The organism is Rhizobium sp. RHZ02 (assembly GCF_014851575.1).
Classification (GTDB): domain Bacteria; phylum Pseudomonadota; class Alphaproteobacteria; order Rhizobiales; family Rhizobiaceae; genus Rhizobium; species Rhizobium altiplani.
The window spans coordinates 1-24,953 of the sequence record NZ_JACUZX010000036.1 but is presented as its reverse complement, the minus strand read 5'-3'; the positions used below and the strand labels follow the sequence as shown (position 1 = coordinate 24,953).

The window sequence follows — 24,953 nt, the reverse complement described above, 5'->3', positions numbered from 1 at the left end:
GCGAGTGATTGTACTAGGCGCGACTTCAGCGATTGCTGAAGCAACCGCTCGCCTATACGCGGCAGAAGGCGCAGATCTGTTGCTTGTCGGACGGCATGCCGGAAAGCTGTCGTCCATTGCTTCCGACCTGAAGATCCGCGGCGCGAGTAGAGCGGAAACCGCAGTTCATGACCTGGCCTCGGTGCAGGGCGTGGATGCGACGCTTGGCGATTTCATCCAGCGGTTGGGCGGCGTCGATCATATCCTCATAGCCTACGGTATTCTCGGCGACCAGGCCGACGCCGAACGCGATCAATCCGCCGCGGACGACATTCTACGAATTAATTTCAACTCGGCTGCAGCCTGGTGCCTTGCCGCAGCTAGTGAATTGGAGCGGCAGGGGCGCGGTTCGCTGGTCGTCATCGGCTCTGTGGCCGGAGATCGCGGCCGCCGCGCTAATTTCGTATATGGAGCGGCCAAAGCGGGCTTGGCCGCTCTCGTCGAGGGTATCGCTCACCGGTTCGCAAATAAGGGTCCTCGTGCGGTCATCGTCAAGCCAGGTCCAACGATAACGCCAATGACGGAGAGCTTTGATCGCAAAGGTCTGCTGTGGGCAACTGCGCCTCAGGTCGCAGCCGTAGTTCGAGCTGCGGCAGATCGCGGCGGCCCGGTCGTCTACGCCCCATGGTTCTGGCGCTACATCATGCTGATCATCCGAAACCTGCCGAGCGCCATCTTCAACCGGATGGACATCTGATGCGGAAGATCATCATCACCGGAGCCGCGGGTCTTGTCGGCCAGAACGTCATTGCCCGGCTGAAGAGCATGCCCGACCTCAAGATCGTCGGTATCGACAAGCATGCGAGCAATACGGCGCTATTGCGCAAGCTTCATCCCGAGATCGAAGTCATCGAGGCGGATCTCGCTACAGACGGCGCATGGATGGAGGCCTTTGCTGGCGCCGACTGCGTGCTGTTGAACCAGGCTCAGATCGGCGGCCTGGACGAAAAGGAATTCAGAGACAACAACGTCGTGGCGACCGAAAAGATCGTGGCGGCGATGCGCAGGCATGCCACTCCCTATTTCGTCCACATCTCCTCGTCCGTGGTCAATTCCAAGGCGGATGATTTTTATACCCGCTCCAAGACCACCCAGGAACGGTTCATCGATACCGTGACCGACATTCCGCATGTCGTTCTGCGCCCGACCTTGATGTTCGGCTGGTTCGACCGCAAGCATCTGGGCTGGCTGCGCCGCTTCATGGACCGCGTGCCGGTCTTCCCCATCCCCGGCAACGGCGAGTTCATTCGCCAGCCCCTCTATGTCGGCGACTTCGCCAATATCATCATCTCGTCCCTCACCAACCGGGCGACGGGCACCTACGACATTTCCGGCCTGGAGCAGGTCCACTATGGCGACCTGATCGGAATGATCCATCAGACCGTGAAGCCAAGGGCCCGGATCGTCCACATCCCCTATCATCTGTTCTGGGTACTGCTGTTCGTCTACGGCAAGTTCAGCAGCAAGCCGCCTTTCACCACCAGCCAGCTCGAAGCGCTGGTCATTCCGGAAACCTTTGCGGTGATCGACTGGCCGTCAACCTTCGGGGTGACTGCCACGCCGCTGCGCAACGCGATTGCTGAAACCTATCTCGATCCGCGTTACAGCAGCATCGTACTGGATTTTTAGGAGACGGAGATGAGCCGTATCGTGGTCATCGGCGCGGGCGCCATGGGCCTGGCAGCCGCGCATCGGGCCGTGCAGCTCGGGCATGAGGTCGATCTGGTCGAGGCGGATTCGGTTGCGGGCGGCATGGCTGCACATTTCGATTTCGGCGGCCTATCAATTGAGCGCTTCTATCACTTCGTCTGCAAGTCGGATGAGCCCACCTTCGCGCTGATGCGTGAACTCGGCATCGGCGACAAAATGCGCTGGCGAACGACATCGATGGGCTACTTCATGAAAGGGCACATCCACCCGTGGGGTGACCCGATTTCCCTCCTTCGCTTCCCGCACCTGAGCCTGATTGCCAAAATCCGGACCGGCCTCCAGATGTTCGTGACGACGAAGACCAGCAACTTCGCCTCGATCGAGCACAAGACCGCGCGGCAATGGCTGGAGGGCGGTTCCGGCAAGGAAGTCTACAACACGCTCTGGAAGCGCTTGATGGACCTGAAATTCTATGAGCTTGCCGACGACATCTCCGCCTCCTGGATCGCCACCCGCGTGCGGCGTATCGGCAATTCGCGCCGTTCGATCTTCCAGGAAGAACTGGGCTATATCGAAGGCGGCAGCCAGACGCTCGTCGATGCGCTGGTTTCAGCGTACACAGACAAGGGCGGCAGGCTGCACATGTCGACACCGGCCGAAAAAGTGGAAACCCAGAATGGAAAGGTCACAGGTGTTACTGCCGGACGTCGCTTCTTCCCCGCCGACGCCGTTATTTCTACCGTTCCAACGCCGCTGATCTCGACGCTCGTGCCCGGCCTGCCCGCTCATACGAAGGCCAAATACGATGCGATCCGCAACATCGGCGTCGTTTGCCTGCTGTTCAAGCTGAAGAAATCGGTGAGCCGGAACTTCTGGGTCAATATCGTCGATGAAAGCATCGAGATCCCGGGGTTAATCGAATTCTCCAACTTGCGCCCGATCAACGACACGATTGTCTACGTGCCCTACTATATGCCGGTAACGCAGCCGAAGTGGCAGTGGAGTGACCAGCAATTTATTGACGAGGCTTTCGGCTATATTCGAAAGGTCAATCCGAACATCACGCAAACCGATCTAGTCAACGCCAAGGTCGGGCGGCTGAAACATGCACAGCCGGTGTGCGAGCCTAATTTCAAGGACAAGCTGCCGCCAATCCAGACACCGATTGCAGGGCTGCAGATCGCCGATACTTGCTATTACTATCCGGAAGATCGGGGAATCGCCGAAAGCGTTCGCTACGGGCGTGACATGGCGGAGGCTGTGTGATGAGCCTTATACGGATCGAGCCTCGCCTGTCTCCTTTTCTCCGGTTTGTCGTGTCGGGAGGCATTGCCGCCCTGGTCAACATCCTTGCACGGCTCGGGCTTTCTCAGATTACATCCTATAGTGTAGCAATTGTTATTGCCTACCTCACCGGAATGACGGTTGCCTATCTTCTCATGAAGACTTTCGTTTTTGAGAATTCGGGCAAGTCGATTGCCAATGAATATCTCCGCTTCGGTCTTGTGAACTTGGTCGCCCTTGTGCAAGTCTGGCTGGTCAGCATGGTGCTTAAGCGCTGGCTATTTCCCGCCACCGACTTCAACTGGCATAGCGAGACTATCGCCCACATCATCGGCGTAGCCAGTCCGGTAATCACGAGCTATGCAGCACATAAATCCTTTACTTTTTCAAGCCGAGAGAAATGAAATGCAGAGCCGTATTTCCTTGAGGTCGGTTTGCCTCATCTTCATATCTCTCATCGGCATCGCACTATCCTTGAGGTCGATTTACACTATTCACGAGTACTACATTGTACCCTTGTATTGGGACCAATGGAGTTTCATTCTTGATGTAATGAATGACAGCTCAAAGACACTTTCACTTTCCTATCTATTCAGAGCACACAACGAGCATATAATCGCCAGTACTAAAGTCCTGTTCTTACTGGATTATTTATTTTTCCGCCTGACGAACGGGCCACTCGTCGCAGCCATTGCGCTGTGCGCGATGATTTTGTCGATTTCTCTGGCCGGTTTGACATATCTACACCGGAGGAAAGACCTGGAATTTATAGCTTTCACATGTGTACTAACCGCTTCGACGCTTTCCCTGATTCAATGGGAAAACCTGCTCTGGGGTTTTCAGCCGCAGTTTTACCTCGTGCTCATCGGCGCAGTAGTCAGCATGTCCGCCGCAGTAAAACTGTCGGAAACGACGGAATTTCGCGGGCAGGTTTTCTGGTTTATCACACTTTTGATTGCAGCAGCTTTTTGCATCTTCTCTATGGGAAACGGCATCGCCATCCCGATTTCCATCGTCATCTACTTCCTTCTGGTGCGGTATAATCTTCGCGCGTCCATTCTGTTCGCGATCATCGGCGCTGCATTGATGATCCCGGGCTTCCTAGCAGGCATGGGCGCCCCCAAGGTCGGCGACCTCAGCTTGAAGACGCCAATGAATATAATTGCTTACGTCTTCGCGATGATCGGCAATCCGATAGCCAGCGTTAGCGAGAACGCGGTTGTCCTCGGCGTACTCGTCTGCGCAGCACTAGGTATAGTCTTCGTTCGTGCGGCACTAATTCCCTGGTTACGCAGAAAGCAGATTGATAAGGTGTCTGCTGCCTTGTTCGCTCTTTGCAGCTTTCTTATTGCCACCGCGATGGCTGCCGCCTACGGGAGAACATCCCTAGGGCTCGGAAGCGCATCTTCTTCTCGATACAGCACGCCGATGCTGTTCCTTTTGATGACGATATTCGCTATCCTCCTGCGGCAGCGCATGATCGCGTTACCAGAGACCGACGCAAACCGATCCAGCAAAATTGTTGTCATTCTCTTCGCCATGCTTGCTACGGTCACCTTCACGACGTTCAGACCTGATGTTGAGCAGACATATACAGCATTGGGGATGCCTATCGAGAGGGCTGCATATTCTGTCGTTTCGGGCGTAGATGATGAAGCTCAACTCGCGCATCTTTTCCCTGACGTGCGGGTGCTTCGACCAGCTCTGGAATTCTTACGCCGTAATCAACTGAACATTTTTTCGCCGGAAAGTGGCCTGTCGAGACCGTCGGCAGAAGACGTCCAGGCGGCGTCGAATACGTCACAGATGGAAACCTGCAAACGGGCGTCAGTGGATTCCACGTCCCGGCTGGCCGAGAACCAATGGAAAGTTTCCGGTTGGGCAACGGACGACAAGGGCGCAACACCAAGATGGATCATCGCCACGGATCAAACCGGTCGGCTGCTGGGATTTACGAAACCGCTAGAACCCCGCCCGGATGTGGCGGCGGCGGTCGCGGCGGAGCCGCATTTTAGAGGTTTTGCGTTGTCGATGGCATCCAACGGACCGCCGGATGAGCCGATAAAGCTGAGCATTATATCGAGATCCGGGCTGCCATGCTTCGTGATCGCTCCTCGCCTGCCGTATGGGCCATATGTCACCAATCCCTTGACACTCAGAGTGCTGCCTGGCGAAATCGCCATGGAAGGGGAAGTCGCGAAACCGGGTGTCCCGAACGCGATCCAGGCCCCGCCTCCCTATGCCAACGCGACAGTGATGGGAACGTGGGCCTCATCTGACGACAATACTGGAAGCGTCCGCTATTCCCTTAGGGATATCTCTTGTAAGGATGTCTTTTTGCCCGTCTTGAACGGCCCAAACGCTCAGGGCGTGCGACTTCAAGTTGACTATGGCGAAGGCCTAAGCGACTCCATTGAGCTACTGCCATTTCCCCGGCATCAATGGAATTTCTTTAAGCTATCAGTTGACAAGGGATGCCACAACGGATCCGCGAGCTTGGACGTGGAAATTGTCGACAACGGCCACTCCTGGGGAGCTTGGGCTGCTATGGCGTTGCCAGGGCAAGCGCAATAGGGAAGTCTGTTACCTGCAAAAGAACGCGAGTTCAGTTTCTATGGCATTGTAACAGCAGTCAATCTACGAGGACAGACTGCTGATATTTGCCTAGCTAAGTTACGATCAGCGATTGATGATAATGCATGAGGATCTCATCGATCGGTCCCCGCATTCGCATCTTGCCGTGTTCCATCCATATCCCTTCCGTGCACCACGCGCGCAGAAGATCGTCAGAATGTGATGCCAAGACCAACACGCCCGCCTCGCCTATGAAACTTCGCATCCGTTCCTGCGCTTGGGCTAAAAAGGCCGCATCACCGGCTCCAATCCCCTCATCGATCAGGAGCACCTCCGGCCTCAGTGAAGTGGAAACCGCGAAAGCCAGCCTGGTGGACATGCCTGCACTGTAGGTTCGAAGCGGCATGTCGAGAAATTCGCCGAGCCCCGTCGCCTTTCCGATGTCCTCTGACCGCGCTTCGATGTTTCGGCGACTGAAACCGAGATACATGCCTCTGAGAACGATGTTTTCCCAGCCGGTTGCTTCCGGGTCCATTCCAAAGCCGATATCGAAAAGCGAAGCCACCTCGCCTTCTATCGAAACAGTACCGCCCGTCGGCTCGTAGATCCCTGCCATCACCCGTAAAATCGTGGACTTCCCGGCACCATTGTGGCCGATCAACCCGATGCGGGAGCCGTGCTCAACATCCAGGGTCAGACTCTCTATCGCACGAATGACGGTCCCTGTCGTACCGGCCCGGGGGCGGATCTGCCCCCCCGTCGCCGTGGAAAGGATATTGTTCTTAAGAGACCGACCGGCTGGTTCATAAATCGGAATATCGACGGTAACGTCGGTAAGAGAAATTCTCGCCAAGCACTTAACTCCAATACACGATGCGCGCCCGGTAGCGAGCGAAAAAGGCTGTCGCGAACGCTCCCAAGGCGACCGTCAAGCCAATGCAGACCATCCAGTTTTCGAGCGTGCCGGTCCGGCCGAGTAGCGGATCGCGAATAATTTCGATCAGGTGATAGAAAGGGTTCGCCGTCAGAAGGAATGACCGATGCGACATAGAGTCCGTGCTCCAGATGATCGGTGTCATAAAGAAGACTATCTGCATCACGCTGGCTACGATCATGGGTACGTCGCGAAAACGGGCGCAGAGCGGCCCCAGAATGAGAGAAACGAAGAAGCCGTTCAGAACGACAATCATCATGGCAGGAACGAACAGAAGGACAACCCAGCCTGGATTTATCGCAAAGACGAGAACCACAACTATATATATCAGGAAGTTATGTCCGAACGAGATCAGTTGTCCCCAGACGAACTGAAATACGAAGACACTGACAGGCAACCTTATTTGGCGAAGCGCGGTTCCCGCCGAGATGAATACCCGGCACGCGCCAATGACGGTACCGTTTATCAATCCCCACACGATTAATCCGATGGCGAGCTTAGGAAGGTAGACCGCAACATCGATGTTCAATATTTCCGAGTAAAGGACGCCCAGTCCAAGCACCATTACGCCCATCGACAAAGTCAACCAGAACGGTCCGATAATCGATCGGTTGTACTGGCTCTTCACGTCTCGCCAACCCAGATAAAGCCATAACTCGCGCCGTTTGATGCTCTGCGCCATATCGGCCAGAGCCATCGCCACGTTGTCTCTTGCGGATGCCATATACGATCCAGTTTCCAAACTTCTATCGAAGGCATTTCGTGGTCTAAAGACCGCGAAATGCTCTGCCGCCATGATTTACGACATTACGAGGCAATCACCGTGCGCACGTGCCGCAATGCTCCGGGGCTGCATTAATACCAAAGTACCTTAGGAAGCAAGCGTGGGATCCGATTGGTTCCGCGGTGGCCATGCAAGGGAGAAATCCGTGCGATCCAATGTTAGATTCGGATTGTAGGCAGGATCCGAGGCCAGTTTCTCTGCCCACACGTCAATCATATACATGACTTCGCGCCGAAAGCGCTCCGTCTTCTCGGGCGTATCCTCTTGGCCGCGACTTGCGGATTCATGGTGATAAAGTTCGGCGAATGGCGTCCAAACGTTGCGCCATCCCGACTCGCGCACTTTCAAACAGAAATCCACGTCGTTGAAGGCAACCTTCAGATTGTTTTCGTCCAGTCCGCCGACAGCTTCATAAGTGCTCTTGCGGATGACGAGGCATGCCGCTGTTACTGCGCTGAACGTCTGGACGAGTTCTGCCCTAGAAAAATATCCGTGCGCCCCTTTCGGAAGGAAGAGATGGGCGTGATTGGCCACGCCGCCGATCCCGAGGAGCACACCTCCGTGTTGCAGACGATCATCGGGATACCAAAGGCGCGCGCCGACGGCTCCGACGCCGGCTTGCACGGCATGACTCATCATTTCACTGAGCCAATTCCGTGAAATGACCTCGATGTCATTATTGATCAAACCGACAAAATCGCCCCGGGCCTTGCTAACTGCACCATTGTTGATGGCCGAATAATTGAACGGCTGTTCATCCCTCATCACGGAGACGCGGCTATCGGCCTCTATCTGCCTGAAATATTCAAGCGTCGCCGGATCATCCGAATTGTTGTCGATGATCAGGATCTCGTATTTCGGATAATCCGTCTTTTGAAGGATCGATTCGACGCACTTCCGAAGGAGTTGCAGCCCGTTTCGGGTAGGGATGATCAGGCTGACCAGCGGCGGGTCTTGGGGAAGGTCGTAAAACACGCGATACATGCCGGTCGGAAGAATCTCCACTCGTCCGCTGATACCCTTTCGCGCAAGATGGTCGTTCAAAGCCTTTTGTCCCGCAAGGGCTGCATAGCTCTTATTTCCGCCGCTTTGTGCGGTGCTGCTGGAATGGCTGCGCCAATGATAAAGGACGCGCGGTATATGGGCGACCTGCTCCTCGGACAACTGATCGGTGAAGCGCAGTACCAAATCGTGGTCCTGCGCCCCCTCATAGCCCTTGCGGAAGCCGCCAATCGACCGCACTCGGTCAAGCTTATAGACCCCAAGATGGGAGATCATGTTCTGGGATCGTAGCAGATCCGGATTCCAGTCAGACTTGAAATAGGGATCGAAGCGCTTGCCGTTCGAGATCTTGTCCTCATCGGAATAGATCAGCTCAACCTGCGGCTTTTCGTTGATGGTCCGCGCGACATAAAAGAGCGCGTCCTCGCTCAGTAGGTCATCCTGATCCAGCAGCGCCATCCAGTCGCCGGTCGCAAGTTCGATCGCCGAGTTGGAGGCCTCGGAAATGTGGCCGTTTACCGGCCGATGGAAAACCTTTATCCGGGAATCGATGGCAGCATATCGTTCCAGCACCGGGCGCACCGCGGCGGATGTTGAACGGTCATCCGCGATGCAAAGCTCCCAGTGCGGATAGAGTTGGTTGCGAACGGAATCAATTGCCTCCGAGAGCCAATTCGGCTCGGCATTGTAGACGGGCATCACGATCGAGATCAAAGGCTGGGTTGCAAATCCGGCGATGGCGCTTTTGACCTTGGCGCGCGCCGCATCGTCTAACGTCGCATATGTCCGCAGCCATTTTTCGTAGTCGTTCTCCGAGCTGCTATTTATCTGCGCGTTGGAATTACGCCACGCCGATCGCGCTCCGCTAAACCCTTCGTGTGCCATGATCGACCAAGCTTTCCGGGCAAGGTTTAGATAACCGCCCTGGCGCTTCGCCATTAGCGGCAAAGCGCGCACCACATGCTGAGCGCGCTTGCCCTGATGCCCTGCCCAACGACAAGGGGCAGTCATGCGCCAACTCTTTGAGGCAAGCAATTGGTCGATAGTGCTCTGCGCCTGATCAGCGGCGGCAAGAGCAACGAGATGTTTTTGCGTTAGATCGGAAACGGTGACAGCATGTGTTTTTCTCAGCTCGTGGACCTCGTTCTGTATCGCCGCCAGCTGACGATCTTGCGCCTGCCGTAGCTCATGAGCGTGCCGAAAGTACTCCATACGCATCAAAATAAGGCTTGCGTAGGCGCGCAGCTCCTCATCTGTCGGCGCCTGAGCCCGCCGCTCAAGGAGCATGGCCCATGGGCACAGAAAGCTCGCATCAAAATCGGATCGCGGACCAAATCCATGTTCCCGAAAAAGGCGTAGCCAATGGATGGGGGGCCGCACATTCAAATGTGTGGGTTCGTCGATGTCATCCGGACTTGAGGAGAACAGGATAAGTGGACCAGCAGCACAGAGATTTGAGATTGCTTGACGTCCGTCACCCTCAGGCAGGTGTTCCAAGACTTCGATGCATGTCACTAGATCAAAGGAACCCTCAATCGGATCGGCGATTGAGCCCAACTCGCAGAAGGGCCGCAGCGCATCTGGTATCTCGCTGATCGCGTACTCGGAATAATCTCGCCCGAACGCCTCAACATGGCGTTTTCTTAGCTCTTCTACCAAGAAACCCATGGCGCAACCTGCGTCAAAAACGGTTCTTGGGCGGATGTCTTGTGCCACCCGTTCAGCGACAATCCCAAAAAAGCGCGACCAGTGTGGCTCGCTCCGGTTATAAGGAAGTCCGCCACAATGGCATCGGTAATAATTTTCATCATAATCCGATTGCGACGGGTTTCTTTGCACTTGGAACATCCTTTGCACGAGCGGCACAAGCGCTGCTATCACCTTTCGCCCGGCCTTTTCAAGCAAGGTCTTTCGGAAACCCGAGGCATAGCAAGCGGTTCAACCGATAAGCAATCGTGGTGGCGCGTCAGAAAGGTCCACTCTTACATCGAAACATCGATTGTTAAAGAAATTCCAAGCTGTTGAATCAGCAAGCTCTTGAGGGCTTTGATCGTTATTTTCGTGGCAAAATGCCTGCTCAATATGACACGTCGCGTCGCACTGCGTTCGTCTTGCAGCCGTTTCAGGCAATAGCGAAGATATCGGAATGATCATATATCCGACTAAGGGCAGGTACTGCCTTGTAGTAAGTACGGAAGCGATCGGCTTCATGCTTAAAGCGCTGGGGCAACTTCTCGTGATTCTTCGGCGACGGCTGCTGGAACATTGACAGTTTTCCTCACCGCGAGCGCGACGTTACACCTTCCTCGTATCGCGAAATTCGATCATGCGCATATCTGACTCTGTTCTTTGTTGCACTCCCATGCAGAATCCGTCCTTTCCCGAATCCATTTGGTGAAAGGAGGTAAACTCTGGGGCCAATCGATGGCTGTCATCATGTGGTTCGGCTGGGGATACCTAACCCTGAGACGCAAAAATCGTGAAGATTCTTATCCTCGCTGAAGCACTTGCACACCACCCTAAGGAAGGCAATATCGCTTCCAAGGCTGGGAATTGGCGATATCCTGCAACAACAGCACGAATAAAGCAAAGCTAGCGAAGGGCATCGCTTTAAGGATTCTTAGTTTTTCCTGGATGGCATAGCCCACGATGGGTTAGTACGATCCAAGGTATTTGAAGAGCAGACTCGATGAACGACACCCACCAGGCAAACTTCACCATCCTCGCCCACGTCTATTATCCCGATATTTGGGAGGAGATGGTCCAGGACCTCGATGCGATCATCCGACAGACTTTTGACCTGGTGATCACCCGACCGGTCGGTTCCCGTCCGGTGGCGCGCCCCGAGAGTTCGCATCTTCGCTTCGCGACCGAACTGGAAGTCGACAATCGAGGCCGCGATATTTTGCCGTTCCTGATGGCGCTAAGACAACAGCCCCTGCCGTCTTTCGACATCGGCCTGAAACTGCATACCAAGCGCTCGCCGCATCGTGACGATGGGGATGGCTGGCGGCGTTTTCTGCTTGGCTCGTTGTTGAAGACGGAGGAAGGCGGAGAGTTGTCAGGGCACAAGCTACTTGCGACTGAATCTCGCATCGGGCTGATTGCGCCACGGGCCCACCTGCTGCCGCTTGGCGGGCGCACCTCGATCAATGAAACCATCATGCTGGGGACCCTGCAGAGAATGGAAGCGAGTCTTGATCTATCGGCACTCGAAGGTCACCGCTTTCCCGCCGGATCGATGTTCTGGTTTCGGCGCGCGGCCTTGAGGAAGGTGATCGAAATCGATTTTGCCGATCAATTCGCTCGTGAGAGTGGACAGCTTGACGGGACAGCTGCCCATGCCTTCGAACGCCTATTTGCGTTCATCGCAGAGCGAGAAGGTTTCATCGCGGCTGGCATGGAAAATGTGGAGCCAATTCTTCACCGTCGCGGCACGCCTTCATCGCGAGCGGAGCTAATCGAACTCATCAACGACAGTCTGGCACGTGACAATCCGTTCGCGCTGCCGCTCGCGGACTTCTGGCGCCGCCACCCTGCCCTTCTGAAATGCGCGCACGCGATATATGCGAGAATGCCGAAAGCCACCGTGCGGCTATTACATCGCAGCATCGGACGGTGACGATGAGCTTCTCCAAAGCGCGAGTTCGGATCGCGTTCATCATTACGGAAGACTGGTTCTTTGTTTCGCATTTTCTGCCGATGTTGCGCGCCGCCAAGGAGCTCGGCCTGGACGTGGTCGTCATTACTCGCGTCGGCAAACACGCGCATATCATCGAGGGGCTTGGCGCTCGCGTCATACCGCTTGACATTGAGAGAGGACACCTCGGTTTCCTGTCGATCGGTTCGTCGATCGGCCAGATCGCGCAGACGCTCCGGCGTGAGAGGATCGACCTGATCCATTGCATTGCGCTCCGCTGCGTAGTCACCGGCGGCCTTGCCGCCACTTTGGCTGGCGTGAAGGGCCGGATCCTAGCTGTCACCGGAGGGGGGCTTCTCGCCGCGGATCGAAGTGCCAAGGCAGCTTTTGCGCGCTTTGCTCTGCGCAATCTGTTCCGTGCCATCCGCGGTCGCGGCAAGAATCACTTTCTGTTCGAGAATACTACCGATCCAGATACGTTTGGGCTCGACGTCGGAGATGCCGGCGTAACCGTGCTCGGCGGAGCCGGCGTTGATCCCGACCACTACCAGCCCCTTCCCCAGCCATCCGGCGATGGCCTCAAGCTCGCGATGGTGGGTCGCATGGTATGGTCGAAGGGCGCCGATCTGGCTGTGAAGGCGGTATCGATGGCGCGTGAGCGGGGGCACGAGGTTAGCCTATCGCTTTTCGGTCTCCCCGACCCCTCCAACCCGCGATCGCTGTCTGTCGAGACGCTGCGCGCGTGGTCGGAGCTTTCGGGAGTCAAATGGCATGGATCGACGAACGACGTGCGCGAGGTATGGGCGCAGCACGATCTTTGCTGTATGCCCACGCGCGGTGGAGAAGGCTTGCCCCGCTCCATTCTGGAGGCCGCGGCTTGCGGCCGAGCCATTCTGACGACCAACGTGCCGGGCTGCCGCGACTTCGTGCGCGGCGGCAAGGAAGGATGGCTCGTTCCGGTGGACGACGCCGAAGCGCTGGCAGCGCAAATTTGCGCCCTTGCGATCGACAAGTCCAGCATTGTCTCGGCCGGTGCCAAAGCCCGAGAGCGCGTCGTTCAGGGCTTCACCGAAGCGCATGTCGTGAAGCAGGTGCAGGACGTCTACCGCAACATCTGCAACGCGATCGGCCGGCCGCTCTGATCACCGGCCGCCCATCTCCAATGGGCAGGCGGTTGTGTTTCAGAATTCCAAGTCGTGCTTGGTCTTTGCGAGCTTCGTCAGGTACTGACCGTAAGCGCTCTTGCCCAGTTTGGTGGCAAGCTTCTGCAACTGATCTTCGTCGATATGACCCAGACGGTAGGCGACCTCTTCCGGACAGGCGATTTTGAAGCCTTGGCGCTTTTCCAGCGTTCCCACAAAGTCGGCAGCCTCGAGCAGGCTGTCCGGTGTCCCGGTATCAAGCCAGGCATAACCGCGCCCCATCAATTCGACCGTTAGCTGTCCGAGCTCAAGGTAGACGCGGTTGACGTCGGTAATCTCCAATTCGCCGCGCGGCGACGGCTTCAGGTTGGCAGCGATGTCAACGACCTGGTGATCGTAGAAATAAAGGCCAGTGACCGCCCAATTGCTTTTCGGCTTGGCAGGCTTTTCCTCGATTGACAGCGCCTTCATGCTGTCGTCGAACTCGACGACGCCGTAACGCTCCGGATCGCTAACGTGATAAGCGAAGACGCGCGCGCCTTCGACGGTGGAAGCGCCGGAACGCAAAATCTGCGGCAAGCCGTGACCGTAATAGATGTTGTCCCCGAGAATCAGCGCCGACGGGCTCGATCCGACGAAATCTGCGCCGATGATGAAGGCCTGCGCTAGACCGTCCGGGCTCGGTTGCACCGCGTATTCGATCGAAATTCCCCACTTGCTTCCGTCGCCCAGCAGTTGTTTGAAGGCCTCGTTATCGTGGGGCGTGGTGATGATCAAGATTTCCTTGATCCCCGCCAGCATCAGCGTGGTCAGTGGATAATAGATCATCGGTTTGTCGTAGACCGGCATGAGCTGCTTTGACACGGCCTGGGTGATTGGGTAGAGCCGCGTGCCGGAACCACCAGCGAGAATAATACCCCTCATTCTTTTTCCTTCCGTGTGTCGGGAGCTCGTAAGCGCCAATTCCTAAAGCAGGCGGTCCAGTACGACCTTTGTGGATTCCTTCCAGTCTGGCAGAACGATTCCATAGGTCTGTTTCAACTTGTCGTTCGAAAGCCGCGAGTTCGCAGGGCGCTTCGCCGGTGTCGGATAATCGGCCGTCGTGATACGACCGACGGAGACAACCTTACCGTTCTTGGTCTTGAGACCAGCGAAGATCGCCTCGGCAAAGTCCGCCCAGGTGGCCTCGCCGCTGCCCGTCAGGTGGAATATCCCGCGCAGATTCTCGTCGTTGTCGGCAGAAAGGCGCTTTGCGATGGCAATCACCGCGTCGGCGATGTCAAGCGCGCTGGTCGGCGAGCCGCGCTGGTCAGCCACCACGTTGAGCGCATCACGAGTCTCTGCCAAGCGCAGCATTGTTTTCACGAAGTTGGCGCCAAAAGGCGAATAGACCCAAGCGGTTCGCAAGATAACATGGTTGGGATTGGCAGCGGCAATGCCTTGCTCGCCGGCCAGTTTTGAGCGGCCATAGGCCGACACCGGCCCAGTCGCATCCGTCTCGACATAGAGACCCTGTTTATCGCCGGAAAATACATAATCGGTCGACAGGTGCATGATCGGAATCCCGAGCCCCTTAGCCACTTCCGCTATCGCCGTTGGTCCTTCCGCATTGACGACAAAGGCCAGCTCCTCTTCGCTTTCGGCCTTGTCGACGGCCGTATAGGCGGCAGCGGAGACGATCACATCCGGCTTGATCTGCGAAAAGACTGCGCGGATCGACGCCCGGTCGACGAGATCGAGTTCCGGACGGCCTACGGCGACGATCTCGACACCGGCAACCGAACCGCGCTCCAGAAGGGCCGAGACGACCTGGCCCTGTTTTCCCGTCACGGCAATGCGCATGGCTCAGCCCCTGTTCAAAACACCAAGACGCTCACCGGAATAGACGCCCTGCCGCAGCGGCTGCCACCACCACTCGTTCTCGAGGTACCAGCGAACAGTCCGCTCGATGCCGCTGTCGAAATCTTCCTGTGCCTTCCAGCCCAGTTCCGTTTCCAGCTTCGTGGCATCAATGGCGTAACGCGCATCATGGCCCGGCCGGTCGGTGACAAAGGTGATCAGATCGGCATGCGGCCTTGCCTGTGGGCGCAATTCATCCATCAGCGCGCAGATTCGGCGCACAACGTCGATATTGCGGCGCTCGTTACGGCCGCCGACATTGTACTTTTCACCGGGACGGCCGCGCGACGCAATCAGGTCGAGCGCGCGGGCATGATCCTCGACGTAGAGCCAGTCGCGAATGTTGACACCCTGGCCGTAGACCGGCAGCGGCTTTCCGTCCATGGCGTTAAGGATAATCAGCGGGATCAGTTTTTCCGGAAAATGGTAAGGTCCGTAATTGTTGGAGCAATTCGACACAACCACAGGCATACCGTAAGTGCGATGCCATGCAATCGCCAGGTGGTCGCTCGCCGCCTTTGAAGCCGAATAAGGCGATGACGGATCGTATGCCGTGACCTCCTCGAACAGGCCCTGCTCGCCGAGCGATCCGTACACCTCGTCGGTCGATACATGCAGAAAGCGGAACGTCTCCCTGCGACCAGCGGGCAGCTCGTTCCAGTAATATCGCGCCGCCTCCAGCAGGCTGAATGTGCCCATAACATTGGTCTGGACGAAGTCGCCGGCACCACTGATCGAGCGATCAACATGGCTTTCAGCGGCGAGATGCATGATTCGGTCGGGCTGGAACCCGTTCATCGCCTCCGACATTTTCGGAAGATCGCAAATGTCGGCCTTCAGGAAGTGATAGTTCGAAGCGCCTTCGATTTCATTGAGTGAAGCAAGATTCCCGGCATAGGTAAGCTTATCCACGTTAAGCACTTCCGCGCCAACATTCTTCACGAGATACCTGACGAGGGCCGAACCAATAAAGCCCGCTCCGCCGGTTACGAGAATACGCATGGGTTATCTCCGCTCGTCGTCCGTTCTGGTAACGGTCAATATTTGAAAGACGGCGGTAGATCCGCCAGTCTTGGTTGTATCTTATCCTTGTCCGAAAGGACCGTATTATCGAGCGGCACGGGCCATTCGATACCGATCTCGGGATCGTTCCACAAGAGACCGCGGTCACTGACAGCGCTGTAAGGAGCCGTCACTTTGTAGGAAATAACGCAGTCCGGAACAAGCGTCGCAAAACCGTGCGCAAAGCCTACCGGGATCCACAGTTGTTCGCCGTTCTCTTTCGAAAGCTCGCAACCATACCATTGGCCATAGGTCGGCGATCCCAGACGGATGTCGACAGCGACGTCGAAAATACGGCCGGCGAGGCAGCGCACCAACTTTCCTTGAGCGAACGGATCAAGCTGGAAATGCAGGCCACGTATCGTGCCGACGGTCGCAGAAAGAGATTCGTTCTCCTGTACGAACGTCACGTCCGCGACATTCTCGCGGAACCAGCTATCCTTGAACACTTCCGAAAAATATCCGCGATGATCGCCCAGCCTTGTTGGAATGATCTTGGCCAAACCGGCCAGCGGCAAAATCTCGACTTTCATCACGCACCTGTCGCTTTCTTGGATCCTTTCTAGTTTGCCCGCCTCAGTTTGCAAGAGGCATCTTTTGAACGCCCAAAGATGTCCGAGAAAAAAAGACACTCGGTAAATCCAGCGCGTCGGGCTGGCAGCGCTTACCATAGAAATCTTGGCGTAAGTGGCAACGTCGGTCTCGGCCGGAATAATGTCGGCGTCGATTTCGCCAACCAAAGCCCTGTTCGGCATAGGCGTCTTCGCCGTGCCAGTTGATAGGGCCTTCGATAATGTGGGTAGTCCAGTACAAGCGAATTCGCATAGAGGCAAACGCCAGAACCATCCCACTTCGACCGGAAGACGTAAAGCGCGCCATTGAAGGGATCGAAACCGCCATCCCGCACCAGCCCCATCAACGACGCAGCTCCCTTGCGGAAGTCGACCGGCTGGCACGACACATAAACCACGACACCGGAGGCGATCATGCCTTGCGAGCCACCCGTAGAACCTTCACCAGATGATCAGCGTCGAACCGCCGCCGACGCGCACCACCATATCGGCAATGACAATATCGACCGAGCCGCTGCTTACCGTTTCAACGCGCGCGAACTTGATCGGCTTGCCCGTTCCTTCCGTCAGGGGCGCAACAACGCCCGATGCCAGTGCCTTGCGACGCCACCCATAAAGCTGCGACGGATCCAGGCTTTCAGCCCGGGCAACCGCCGAGACGTTCGCCCCAGGCTGCAGCGCCATGGCGACGATCCGCGCCTTTTCGTCATCCGACCAGTCACGCGGCTTGCGTCGTCTTCGCACCGGCTCCGCGGTCAAAACCTCAAAGGTTCGAGGCTGATTCACACTATCGCTCATAGAATTCTCCACATGACTCATGCAGAAAATCGCCGATCAACAGTCCGAAAGATACGTGGGGTCGCCTACGCGCTTACGCTTGGTGTTCTCGTCTTCAAGCGTCTTCAGCCGCTTGGCTTCGGATACCTCCATGCCGCCGAACTTGGCCTTCCATTTATAGATGCTGGCATCGCTGACGCCGTGCTTGCGGCAAAGTTCCGAGACCGGCGTGCCAGCCTCGTGCTCCTTCAGAATGCCGATAATCTGTTCGTCCGTGAAACGTGTGCGCTTCATTCTCTCTGGTCCTTTCGATTGACGTGCCCCCGTCAAATTAGGCCATTCAGACCTGGAATTTTCCACTTATGATCCCTGCGGGGAAGAAGAGGGAGAATTCCATGAAAGCATCGAAGTTCGGAAGCGCAAATCGCGTTCGTGCTGAAGCAGGCAGCGGACGGCACGCCGATCGGTGAGGTCTGCCGCAAGGCCGGGATTTCGGACGCGACCTTCTATAATTGGCGCAAGAGGTGCGCCGGCCTGATGCCGTCGGAGATGAAGCGGCTGCGCCAGCTCGAAGAGGAGAACGCCAAGCTCAAGCGGATTGTCGCGGACCTGTCGTTGGACAAGGCCATGCTCCAGGACGTGTTGGCAAAAAAGCTCTGAGGCCTGCCCGCAAACGTAAGCTTGTCGACACGATCAAGGCAGACTGGAAGGTCTCGATCCGGCGCGCATGTTCGGTGCTGAAGATCGATCGGTCGCTGTACGTCTACAAGTCCAGGCGCGGCGAGCAGGCCGAATTGAAGCTGAGGATCAAGGACATCTGCCAGACACGGGTACGCTATGGCTACCGTCGTGTGCACGTGCTGCTCAAGCGTGACGGCTGGCCGGTTAACCCGAAGCGAATCTATCGTCTTTACAAGGAGATGGACCTCCAGCTCCGCAATAAGGTACCCAAGCGTCGGGTCAAGGCGAAGCTGCGGGCCCATCGCACGGAAGCGACCCATTCCAACCATGTCTGGGCCATGGACTTCGTGCACGACCAGTTGGCGACGGGCCGCAAGATCAGGGTGCTGACAGTCGTCGATACCTTCTCGCGCTTCTCGCCAGCAGTTGATGCACGCTTCAGTTACCGCGGCGAGGATGTGGTCCAGACCCTGGAACGGGTGTGCCGGCAGCTCGGTTACCCGGCCGCCATTCGCGTCGACAATGGCAGCGAATTCATCTCTCGAGACCTCGACTTGTGGGCCTACCACAAGGGCGTCGTCCTCGACTTCTCCCGGCCTGGCAAGCCGACGGACAACAGCTACATCGAGAGCTTCATGTATAGACGGCCCCGCGGGCGCAAGAGGCTTTGTGCAAATTTTAGGTCATCGTACGGGTGCGTTCATGTATTCGGCCTTTGTCTGCGACCGAGACAATGGTCGCTGGCCCTGATGGAGTACGCGGATCGAGGCCTCATCAACGGGTCGCGCTTGAATGCAGCGCCTATAGCTCTCCGGGTTTACTCGATCCTCAGCTCCGCTGGATGACCATCTTTTGCTTCTGCACCTTACGCCGGTTCGATCGGTTCCTCTCTATGCTGCCTTGACGCGCGCCTCGCTGAACATCTCTCCGCTTGTCATCATCGCCCAAATGACCCTGGCAAGCTTGTTGGCCACGGCGACCGCCACGATCATAGGGCGTCGTCGTTGTAACAAAGCGTCGATCCAAGCTCCCCCGACCTTCGCTCGAGCTTTCGGATACCGAACTATATTCCTGGCGCCGATTACTAGGAGATGACGCAGGTAGGCATCTCCTTGTTTTGTAATGCCTCCCAATCGAGTGGTGCCGCCACTGGAGTTTTGACGCGGGGTCAGGCCCAGCCAGGCTGCAAACTCTCGGCCGGAGCGGAACATCCTCGCGTCCGGAATGGTCGCGGCGATGGCTGTAGACGTGATCGGGCCGACCCCTGGAATCGACGACAGCAGATTTGACACCGGATCTGAACGACCGATTTCCGCCAGCTTCGTCTCAATTCCGTCAATCTGCTTGTTCAACTCGTCAGCAGAGCCGATCAAACTGGTCAAAGCATACCGAGCATGTTCTGGCAACGAGGCCGCAACTTCCTCTATCATCGGCATTATGGTCTCGATGCGCTGTCGACCTTGGCCGAAGATGATTCCGAATTCGGCGAGATGAGCGCGGATTGCACAGACTGTCATGGTCCGTTGCCGGACCAGCAGACCTCTAGCTCGATGTAGCATCAGAAAGCTCTGGTTGGCTTCGGACTTGATCGGAACGAAGCGCATGTCCGGTCGCCGGACAGCCTCACAGATTGCTGCAGCATCCGCAGCGTCATTCTTCGCACCACGCCGCAGGGGCGAGAGCAGAACGGACACACGGCCAACCCAGTCCGCCATGACAGACCGGGAGATGTCTATCCCCAGCCGGTCGTACATCTCGGACAAACGGTAGAGTGGGATATGATCGTCAAATTTGGCGACCATGATGTGTGCGAGCAGTCCTGGTCCAGGTTTGCCTCGCTCGATCGGCAAGCTCGGCATCTCACCCGATACCATTGTATCGCAGTCCTTACAGACCATGCGCTTCTCGATATGCCGGACGATCTTCACAGAAGCCGGCACATGCTCCATCACCTGGACCACCTTGTCGGGCGCCTTCAGGAAGGACATGCCACCACAAGTCGGGCAACTGCAGGGCGCTGTGTAGACCCGCTCTTCAGTTGGAAGGCCATCCGGCAGAGGTCTGCGTTTCGCCTTGTCGGGGGTATCATCCAGTTCTGGCAGCGGTCCTTTCCCGGAACGAGCATCAGTCTCGGCGCGAGAGGCTTCGATCTCCTCGAGCATCAGTTCGAATTGCTCAATCTTTCGATCGATCTTTTCCGAGGATGCGCCGTGCTGCCGATGTCGGAGCAGTTCCAGCTGCGCACGCAGAAGACCGATGATCGAGTCGCGTTTGATGACTTCGGCTTCTTGGCTCTCAAGTTTCGCCGCCTGTTCAGCGACGAGCGCGCGCAATGCCAATAGCTCGTCCTGACTGTCCAGCGGCGGTGCTTTCATGCCCAAAAACATAGCCGATTTGCAGCGAAAGCACTAGCGTTTTGCCCCGGATGTCCCTGTAAAATATAGCTTTTAACCCGTGCGGCCAGGGGCGGAAGTCCACGCTGGTCGGCGCCAGTCAATCCCTTCAACAAGCATCGACAACTGAGCCTGCGTCAGATGCGCAACGCCATCTTTCGCCGTCGGCCAAGGAAAGTATCCGCGCTCGAGAATCTTGTAGGATAGGCAAAACCCTTGGCCATCCCACCATAGAAGCTTGATCCGGTCGGCGCGCTTTCCACGGAACCCAAAGATCGCTCCGGAACCCGGCGCTTCCTTGATCACCGCCTCGACCATAGCAGACAGACCGTCGATACCGCGCCGCATATCGGTCACTCCGCAAGCCAAGTAGACCCGCACATTTCCTGTCGGTCCGATCATGCAGCCTCAACACACGCGATCAACGATGACAGCGTCTTGCGTTCAATGTCCGCCGGAACTTTCAAACTGCGACCATTTCGTAGCTGGATCTTGATAAGCGCGGGCGCCCCGCCGGCCGCCGGCATCTGCCCGAGGCTTACTTCGTTGACCAGGTGGACCGGAAGGAACGTTGCTGACACATCGAAGTGGCTAAGCGTTTTCCGCCATAAACGGATCTGCGCAGGATAAATGTCATGGCGACGAGCGACATCGCCAATGCGAACGCCCGGTTGATCGGCTTCAGCCAATATCGCCAGCTTCGCTTCCTTCGACCACCGCCGCCTACGCTCAACGCCGGAAATGATCTCCATGCGAGCCATGCCAACCTCTCAGATCTGATATTAGTGTCAGCACTAATGCTGGTTCTAATGCCAGAACATCGCCTAACTGGCTCGTTCAGCAAAATCCGCTCACCGGACGCTCACATCATATCAGTGGCTCCTGGTTGATTTGGCGCGTTACTATACGGCCAATCGGTTCGGAGCGGGGCCGTCTTCCCCATCAACGGCAAGTTCCGCGCCGAGTGCCTGAACGCTCATTGGTTGTGAGCGCGATGAACAGCCCACTGCTTTCGACGTTGACGGGATCGCAATAGCGCTTTCTTTCAGAACTTCTGCTTTGCCCGCTTCGGCATAAAGTAGGTTCGGATATTGACGAGTGCTTCGGCCACGGCAGCAGCATCCTGGCGGGTCGCCTTCCGTTTTGTCTCGCCGAGCTTGCGGATGGGCGCGATGATATCGCCCGTGACTGCATGGCCTCGAAGCACGGGCTGCCAAAGCTTCGGCGCGTACCCTGTTCCCAGCAGAAAGCAGAGGTCCCAATCGAATGGATCAAAGGTCTGATCATCAATCCGGGTGAACCTGGGCCGGTGATCTTTCGGTGTTTCGGAAAGGCTCGCAGAGATGCGGTTATACTCTGCAACGATCGTCTGTACGGCCTGATGTTCTGTTGTCTCCATCGGCAGGTTGAGGGCATCCGGACCGGTCAGTTCCGGTATCCATTTGCGTGGGTCGATGAACTTCGGGCCGATGATGAGAGCCGTAAGATAACCATCGAGACCGCTCATTGACCAGATTGGCGATGCTGGACGACGTGCCCTGATAAACGCCTCGAACGCCTGATCATCAAGCTTCGGTCGTGCGGTCGTCTCTTGGCTGTTCTGCGTCATGCCGCCCGTCGCTCCTGCTCTGTCGTTGCCTCGCGCTCAGCCTTCCAGTTCCAAGGGAGGAGACTTTCCATCTCGCTGGCTTTTACTTGGCCCGCGATGATGCGTTCCAGCACATCGGCAAGCCAGACCTCGGGGTCCACACTGTTCAATTTACAGGTGTTGACGAGCGATGCGAGGACCGCGAAGGTCTTGCCACCGCGCTCGTTGCCCACGAATAACGAATTCTTCCTCGTCAGGGCCACCGATTTCATCGAGCGCTCGACGACATTGGAGTCCACTTCGATCCGGCCATCCTCCAGGAAGGCTGCCAGTCCGCTCCAGTGGTTGAGCGTGTAGGTGACGGCCTTGCCCAGCGCCGATTTCGCCGACACCTCGTCTCTCAGTTCGGTGAGATGGATCTTCAGTTCTGTCATGATGGGCGCTGTCTCGCGACGCCTCGCTACGAGCCTGATATCGGCACTTTCGCCGCGCAGTCTCGCTTCGATCCGATAGATCTCGGCAATCCTGGCTAGGATCGACAGAGCCTCCGAAGAGCAGGTGAGCTTGACGACATCGACGAACTTGCGCCGGGCATGGGCAAGGCAGAACGCCAGCCGCAAGGGGGCGACATTGCTCTTTCCCCGGCGCTTGGCCATGGTCTTATAGGCTTGGTATCCGTCGACCTGCAGCACGCCGGCAAACGACGCCAATTGCCCCGCGATCTCGCGCGCACTGCGGCTTTCGGCAAAGATGTAGGCAACCGCCGGCGGCGCAGGACCATTCCACGGCCGATCGTCGATCGCTTGCGCCCATAACTGGCAGACCTTGGTGCGTTTTCGCCCTGGATCAAGCCGCGGGAGCGGCGTCTCGTCACAAAACACCCTCGGCTGCAGGCGGATGAAGGCGAGTAGCGCCTCATAGAGAAGTTCTAGCCACCAGGCGACCCGCGTCACCCAGGCCCCGAGCGTGCCTCGATCGATGATCACGCCGCAGGAGGCCAGCATCTGCGCCTGGCGATGCAGCGGCAAATGCCAGGCGAACTTCGCGACGGCAACATGCGCGGCAAACGCCGTGGTCACCATGCCACCGTCCATCACGCGCGCTGGTGCCGGCGCCTGCACAACAACGCTTTCGCAAGCCCGGCATGCATAGCGCGGCCGGATCGTCCGCTTCACCCGGACAACCGCAGGCACGATGTCGAGCGCCTCGCTGACATCCGTGCCGATGCAATGAAGTTCGAATGAGCAGCAGGGGCAGAGCCTGTTCTCCGGTTCGATGATCTCGTCATAACGCGGAAGGTGTTTGGGCAAACGGCCGATATTGCGGGCTGGCGATCGTCGTGCCTGTGGTTTGTCCTCGGCAACAGGCGCGACATCGTCATTGGCAGCAACGGGAATTTCATTGAGATCGCCAAAATCGAGCGCCACTTGCGTCGGGTGGAGCACCGTCATCTTCTCCGATTTCGGCCCAAAAAGTTGGCCCTCGAGGAAGGCAACGCGCGCTTTGAGATCGGCATTCTCTTCGTCGAGCGAGAGAATGATCCGGGTCAATTGCGCAGCATCCTGGGGCAAGGGATCGGGTCGAAGCGGCATGACAGACCCTACCATATGAGCCTGAATCTTCAAGCAAAACCAATGAGATCAGCCTGCTTTTGAGGGCTTCCTCACCGCGTTTCGTTTGACGCGCGTCCAGTCAATACCATCAAGCAAAAGCGAGAACTCCTGGGCACTCATCTGCATCGCGCCATCGCGGATCGGCGGCCAAACGAACTTGCCCGCCTCCAGCCATTTCGTTGCCAGGATCATGCCTGATCCATCCCAGTAAATGCAGCGAAGTCGATCCAGTCGCTTGGCGCGGAACACGAACACGTCGCCGCAATAGGAATCGGCCGCAAGAGCTGACGCCACCAAAGCCACCAAGCCATTCATGCCGCGCCGGAAGTCGACAGGTTGCGTCGCAACCATGATCTTCACGCCATTTGGCGAAACTCCGATCACCGGCGCCCTCGCAACGCTGCCACCATCGCTTGTGCCAGCTCAGGCGCTACCGAGCCGATAACCGTCATGCGCGCGCCAGCAAGCTCGATCTCAATCCGACCTGCGGCGAAGTGGGCAAAATCCGACGGCGAGCTCTCGGGAGGCGTTCGATCGCCAACCACCGTCACCGGCACGAACATCGCCTGCTGCGCAAAGGTCTTGGCAGCGCGACGAGAGGTCAGGCCAGCTTCCCGACGCCAGACGTTTAGCAAGCCGCGATTGACGCCCCATCGCCGGGCAACGGCCGAGATGTTCACGTCAGGCTCTGCGCTTTCCGCAAGAATCCGCGCCTTCTCCTCGTCAGTCCAATTCCGCCGCTGCCGCCGACCGGTGATCACCTCGATCCTCGATCCGACGATACTTTCCCTCATGCCTGGCTTCATGCATGCCTTCATCCATGACTTCAAGCATGGCATCAGCGCGATCTCCGACCATTCCATTCCGCTCCTATCGATGAAGAAGCTTATCTCGCGGCCTCAATCACAAAAGGAAAGGTGGGGTGTTCGTCGCGCTCACCATTGGTTCATGAGCCTTGACGACGCGCGGGCGAAGATGGAGGATTGGCGTAGAGACTACAACGAGTTCCGGCCACACAGCGCGATCGGCAACAAGGTGCCGATTTCGCTGATGAACGGCTCATCGGCACCCCCGCCGAACTGAGCCTTAACCCCGGAAAATTCCAGCTCCCGCTGGCCCAAAATCGGGGTGCACTTCACGATGGGCCAGAGCTTACTTCAAAATGGATTATTTCAACGGGGCAAGGTCAACCAGTCGATCGTGAAGAACTCGCTTTCAGGCAGGTTGTTGCGGCATCGGTCGGCTCTGGAACGTGAGGAGGAGTGCGGCGAACAGACACAAAAGTTGCCTGAACCATCGCAGCAGGAGGGAGAAGTTGT

At 57.1% G+C, this 24,953-nt stretch carries 21 protein-coding genes and 6 pseudogenes; 9 read left to right on the top strand and 18 right to left on the bottom strand.

The genetic code is table 11. The annotated features are described in order from the left end of the window. The first annotated feature begins 4 nt into the window (after nt 1–4). From IB244_RS29460 to IB244_RS29440, 5 genes are read left to right on the top strand one after another with little or no spacing between them, the layout of a single operon-like run. A complete protein-coding gene (locus tag IB244_RS29460; protein WP_312867288.1) occupies nt 5–736 on the top strand; it encodes an SDR family NAD(P)-dependent oxidoreductase in 732 nt (243 codons plus the stop codon). Beyond that, entirely contained in the window at nt 736–1,668 is a 933-nt protein-coding gene (locus IB244_RS29455) for an NAD-dependent epimerase/dehydratase family protein (RefSeq protein WP_192306588.1), read from the top strand. Before IB244_RS29460 ends, IB244_RS29455 begins: the two co-directional genes overlap by 1 nt. Before the next feature lie 9 nt (nt 1,669–1,677). Continuing rightward, entirely contained in the window at nt 1,678–2,955 is a 1,278-nt protein-coding gene (locus IB244_RS29450; protein ID WP_192306586.1) for an NAD(P)/FAD-dependent oxidoreductase, read from the top strand. Beyond that, on the top strand, nt 2,955–3,377 hold the full coding sequence (locus tag IB244_RS29445) for a GtrA family protein (protein WP_192306585.1): 423 nt from the start codon (nt 2,955–2,957) through the stop codon (nt 3,375–3,377). Before IB244_RS29450 ends, IB244_RS29445 begins: the two co-directional genes overlap by 1 nt. Before the next feature lies 1 nt (nt 3,378). Continuing rightward, a complete protein-coding gene (locus IB244_RS29440) occupies nt 3,379–5,547 on the top strand; it encodes a hypothetical protein (RefSeq protein ID WP_192306584.1) in 2,169 nt (722 codons plus the stop codon). Nucleotides 5,548–5,641: 94 nt separating this feature from the next. On the opposite strand, the gene IB244_RS29435 is transcribed toward IB244_RS29440, so the two are convergent. The 3 genes from IB244_RS29435 to IB244_RS29425 all read right to left on the bottom strand — a co-directional run bounded on the left by IB244_RS29435 (nt 5,642) and on the right by IB244_RS29425 (nt 10,172). Beyond that, entirely contained in the window at nt 5,642–6,400 is a 759-nt protein-coding gene (locus tag IB244_RS29435; RefSeq protein ID WP_192306583.1) for an ABC transporter ATP-binding protein, read from the bottom strand. A 4-nt stretch (nt 6,401–6,404) separates the two neighbouring features. Next, entirely contained in the window at nt 6,405–7,205 is an 801-nt protein-coding gene (locus IB244_RS29430) for an ABC transporter permease (protein ID WP_192306582.1), read from the bottom strand. A 147-nt stretch (nt 7,206–7,352) separates the two neighbouring features. Further along, nucleotides 7,353–10,172 (bottom strand): glycosyltransferase, encoded by a 2,820-nt coding sequence (locus tag IB244_RS29425; protein ID WP_192306581.1) that lies wholly within the window; start codon nt 10,170–10,172, stop codon nt 7,353–7,355. A gap of 784 nt (nt 10,173–10,956) precedes the next feature. On the opposite strand from IB244_RS29425, the gene IB244_RS29420 reads away from it, so the two are divergent. Beyond that, nucleotides 10,957–11,889 carry a rhamnan synthesis F family protein gene (locus tag IB244_RS29420; RefSeq protein WP_192306580.1) on the top strand — a complete coding sequence of 311 codons (933 nt, stop codon included), beginning with the start codon at nt 10,957–10,959 and terminating at the stop codon, nt 11,887–11,889. Between the two features lie 2 nt (nt 11,890–11,891). Next, nucleotides 11,892–13,049, top strand: a complete 1,158-nt coding sequence (locus IB244_RS29415; protein WP_192306579.1) for a glycosyltransferase family 4 protein — start codon at nt 11,892–11,894, stop codon at nt 13,047–13,049. Nucleotides 13,050–13,088: 39 nt separating this feature from the next. Here IB244_RS29415 and rfbA read toward each other — a convergent pair whose 3' ends face one another. The 7 genes and pseudogenes from rfbA to IB244_RS29380 all read right to left on the bottom strand — a co-directional run. Then, nucleotides 13,089–13,973: a glucose-1-phosphate thymidylyltransferase RfbA gene (gene rfbA / locus IB244_RS29410; RefSeq protein WP_169683938.1), complete on the bottom strand. Its 885-nt coding sequence runs from the start codon at nt 13,971–13,973 to the stop codon at nt 13,089–13,091. Nucleotides 13,974–14,015: 42 nt separating this feature from the next. Continuing rightward, entirely contained in the window at nt 14,016–14,891 is an 876-nt protein-coding gene (gene rfbD / locus IB244_RS29405; protein ID WP_192306578.1) for a dTDP-4-dehydrorhamnose reductase, read from the bottom strand. Nucleotides 14,892–14,894: 3 nt separating this feature from the next. After that, entirely contained in the window at nt 14,895–15,950 is a 1,056-nt protein-coding gene (rfbB, locus tag IB244_RS29400; RefSeq protein ID WP_192306576.1) for a dTDP-glucose 4,6-dehydratase, read from the bottom strand. A 35-nt stretch (nt 15,951–15,985) separates the two neighbouring features. Further along, nucleotides 15,986–16,543, bottom strand: coding sequence for a dTDP-4-dehydrorhamnose 3,5-epimerase (rfbC, locus tag IB244_RS29395; RefSeq protein ID WP_192306615.1), 558 nt, complete (start codon nt 16,541–16,543; stop codon nt 15,986–15,988). Between the two features lie 131 nt (nt 16,544–16,674). Then, nucleotides 16,675–16,926, bottom strand: coding sequence for a hypothetical protein (locus IB244_RS33265; RefSeq protein WP_409564093.1), 252 nt, complete (start codon nt 16,924–16,926; stop codon nt 16,675–16,677). A 97-nt stretch (nt 16,927–17,023) separates the two neighbouring features. Then, entirely contained in the window at nt 17,024–17,380 is a 357-nt protein-coding gene (locus IB244_RS29385; RefSeq protein ID WP_246734771.1) for a transposase, read from the bottom strand. Nucleotides 17,381–17,446: 66 nt separating this feature from the next. Beyond that, a pseudogene (locus tag IB244_RS29380) lies at nt 17,447–17,653 on the bottom strand (transposase); the annotation flags it as partial. A gap of 101 nt (nt 17,654–17,754) precedes the next feature. On the opposite strand from IB244_RS29380, the pseudogene IB244_RS29375 reads away from it, so the two are divergent. Then, nucleotides 17,755–18,675 (top strand): annotated as a pseudogene (locus IB244_RS29375) (IS3 family transposase); the annotation flags it as partial. 255 nt (nt 18,676–18,930) lie between these two features. Here IB244_RS29375 and IB244_RS32630 read toward each other — a convergent pair. From IB244_RS32630 to tnpA (IB244_RS29340), 8 genes and pseudogenes are all read right to left on the bottom strand, one after another. Then, nucleotides 18,931–19,698: pseudogene (locus tag IB244_RS32630) on the bottom strand (IS110 family transposase); the annotation flags it as partial. 12 nt (nt 19,699–19,710) lie between these two features. Next, nucleotides 19,711–20,415: pseudogene (locus IB244_RS32625) on the bottom strand (transposase); the annotation flags it as partial. Between the two features lie 72 nt (nt 20,416–20,487). Further along, complete coding sequence (tnpB, locus tag IB244_RS29365; protein ID WP_192306572.1) at nt 20,488–20,835, bottom strand: IS66 family insertion sequence element accessory protein TnpB; 348 nt, start codon at nt 20,833–20,835, stop codon at nt 20,488–20,490. After that, complete coding sequence (gene tnpA, locus IB244_RS29360) at nt 20,832–21,185, bottom strand: IS66-like element accessory protein TnpA (RefSeq protein WP_162745810.1); 354 nt, start codon at nt 21,183–21,185, stop codon at nt 20,832–20,834. Before tnpA (IB244_RS29360) ends, tnpB (IB244_RS29365) begins: the two co-directional genes overlap by 4 nt. A gap of 293 nt (nt 21,186–21,478) precedes the next feature. After that, nucleotides 21,479–22,042, bottom strand: coding sequence for a UPF0149 family protein (locus tag IB244_RS29355; protein WP_192306570.1), 564 nt, complete (start codon nt 22,040–22,042; stop codon nt 21,479–21,481). After that, a complete protein-coding gene (gene tnpC / locus IB244_RS29350; RefSeq protein WP_192306568.1) occupies nt 22,039–23,613 on the bottom strand; it encodes an IS66 family transposase in 1,575 nt (524 codons plus the stop codon). Before tnpC ends, IB244_RS29355 begins: the two co-directional genes overlap by 4 nt. A 48-nt stretch (nt 23,614–23,661) precedes the next feature. Further along, nucleotides 23,662–24,018, bottom strand: coding sequence for an IS66 family insertion sequence element accessory protein TnpB (gene tnpB / locus IB244_RS29345; RefSeq protein ID WP_192306566.1), 357 nt, complete (start codon nt 24,016–24,018; stop codon nt 23,662–23,664). After that, nucleotides 24,015–24,492, bottom strand: a pseudogene (tnpA, locus tag IB244_RS29340) (IS66-like element accessory protein TnpA). The gene tnpB (IB244_RS29345) and the pseudogene tnpA (IB244_RS29340) overlap by 4 nt, the downstream one beginning before the upstream one ends. A gap of 81 nt (nt 24,493–24,573) precedes the next feature. Between tnpA (IB244_RS29340) and IB244_RS29335 the strand changes: the two are divergent. Next, nucleotides 24,574–24,717 (top strand): annotated as a pseudogene (locus IB244_RS29335) (integrase core domain-containing protein); the annotation flags it as partial. Nucleotides 24,718–24,953 lie beyond the last annotated feature (236 nt).

What these genes read in the sequence shown, in the direction of transcription:
- IB244_RS29455 (WP_192306588.1), top strand. Translation starts at nt 736, where the DNA reads ATGCGGAAGATCATCATCACCGGAGCCGCGGGTCTTGTCGGCCAGAAC.
- IB244_RS29450 (WP_192306586.1), top strand. Translation starts at nt 1,678, where the DNA reads ATGAGCCGTATCGTGGTCATCGGCGCGGGCGCCATGGGCCTGGCAGCC.
- IB244_RS29445 (WP_192306585.1), top strand. Translation starts at nt 2,955, where the DNA reads ATGAGCCTTATACGGATCGAGCCTCGCCTGTCTCCTTTTCTCCGGTTT.
- IB244_RS29440 (WP_192306584.1), top strand. Translation starts at nt 3,379, where the DNA reads ATGCAGAGCCGTATTTCCTTGAGGTCGGTTTGCCTCATCTTCATATCT.
- IB244_RS29430 (WP_192306582.1), bottom strand. Translation starts at nt 7,205, where the DNA reads ATGGCATCCGCAAGAGACAACGTGGCGATGGCTCTGGCCGATATGGCG.
- IB244_RS29420 (WP_192306580.1), top strand. Translation starts at nt 10,957, where the DNA reads ATGAACGACACCCACCAGGCAAACTTCACCATCCTCGCCCACGTCTAT.
- IB244_RS29415 (WP_192306579.1), top strand. Translation starts at nt 11,892, where the DNA reads ATGAGCTTCTCCAAAGCGCGAGTTCGGATCGCGTTCATCATTACGGAA.
- rfbA (WP_169683938.1), bottom strand. Translation starts at nt 13,973, where the DNA reads ATGAGGGGTATTATTCTCGCTGGTGGTTCCGGCACGCGGCTCTACCCA.
- rfbD (WP_192306578.1), bottom strand. Translation starts at nt 14,891, where the DNA reads ATGCGCATTGCCGTGACGGGAAAACAGGGCCAGGTCGTCTCGGCCCTT.
- rfbB (WP_192306576.1), bottom strand. Translation starts at nt 15,950, where the DNA reads ATGCGTATTCTCGTAACCGGCGGAGCGGGCTTTATTGGTTCGGCCCTC.
- rfbC (WP_192306615.1), bottom strand. Translation starts at nt 16,543, where the DNA reads ATGAAAGTCGAGATTTTGCCGCTGGCCGGTTTGGCCAAGATCATTCCA.
- IB244_RS33265 (WP_409564093.1), bottom strand. Translation starts at nt 16,926, where the DNA reads ATGGGGCTGGTGCGGGATGGCGGTTTCGATCCCTTCAATGGCGCGCTT.
- IB244_RS29385 (WP_246734771.1), bottom strand. Translation starts at nt 17,380, where the DNA reads ATGAGCGATAGTGTGAATCAGCCTCGAACCTTTGAGGTTTTGACCGCG.
- tnpB (WP_192306572.1), bottom strand. Translation starts at nt 20,835, where the DNA reads ATGATCGGACCGACAGGAAATGTGCGGGTCTACTTGGCTTGCGGAGTG.
- tnpA (WP_162745810.1), bottom strand. Translation starts at nt 21,185, where the DNA reads ATGGAGATCATTTCCGGCGTTGAGCGTAGGCGGCGGTGGTCGAAGGAA.
- IB244_RS29355 (WP_192306570.1), bottom strand. Translation starts at nt 22,042, where the DNA reads ATGACGCAGAACAGCCAAGAGACGACCGCACGACCGAAGCTTGATGAT.
- tnpC (WP_192306568.1), bottom strand. Translation starts at nt 23,613, where the DNA reads ATGCCGCTTCGACCCGATCCCTTGCCCCAGGATGCTGCGCAATTGACC.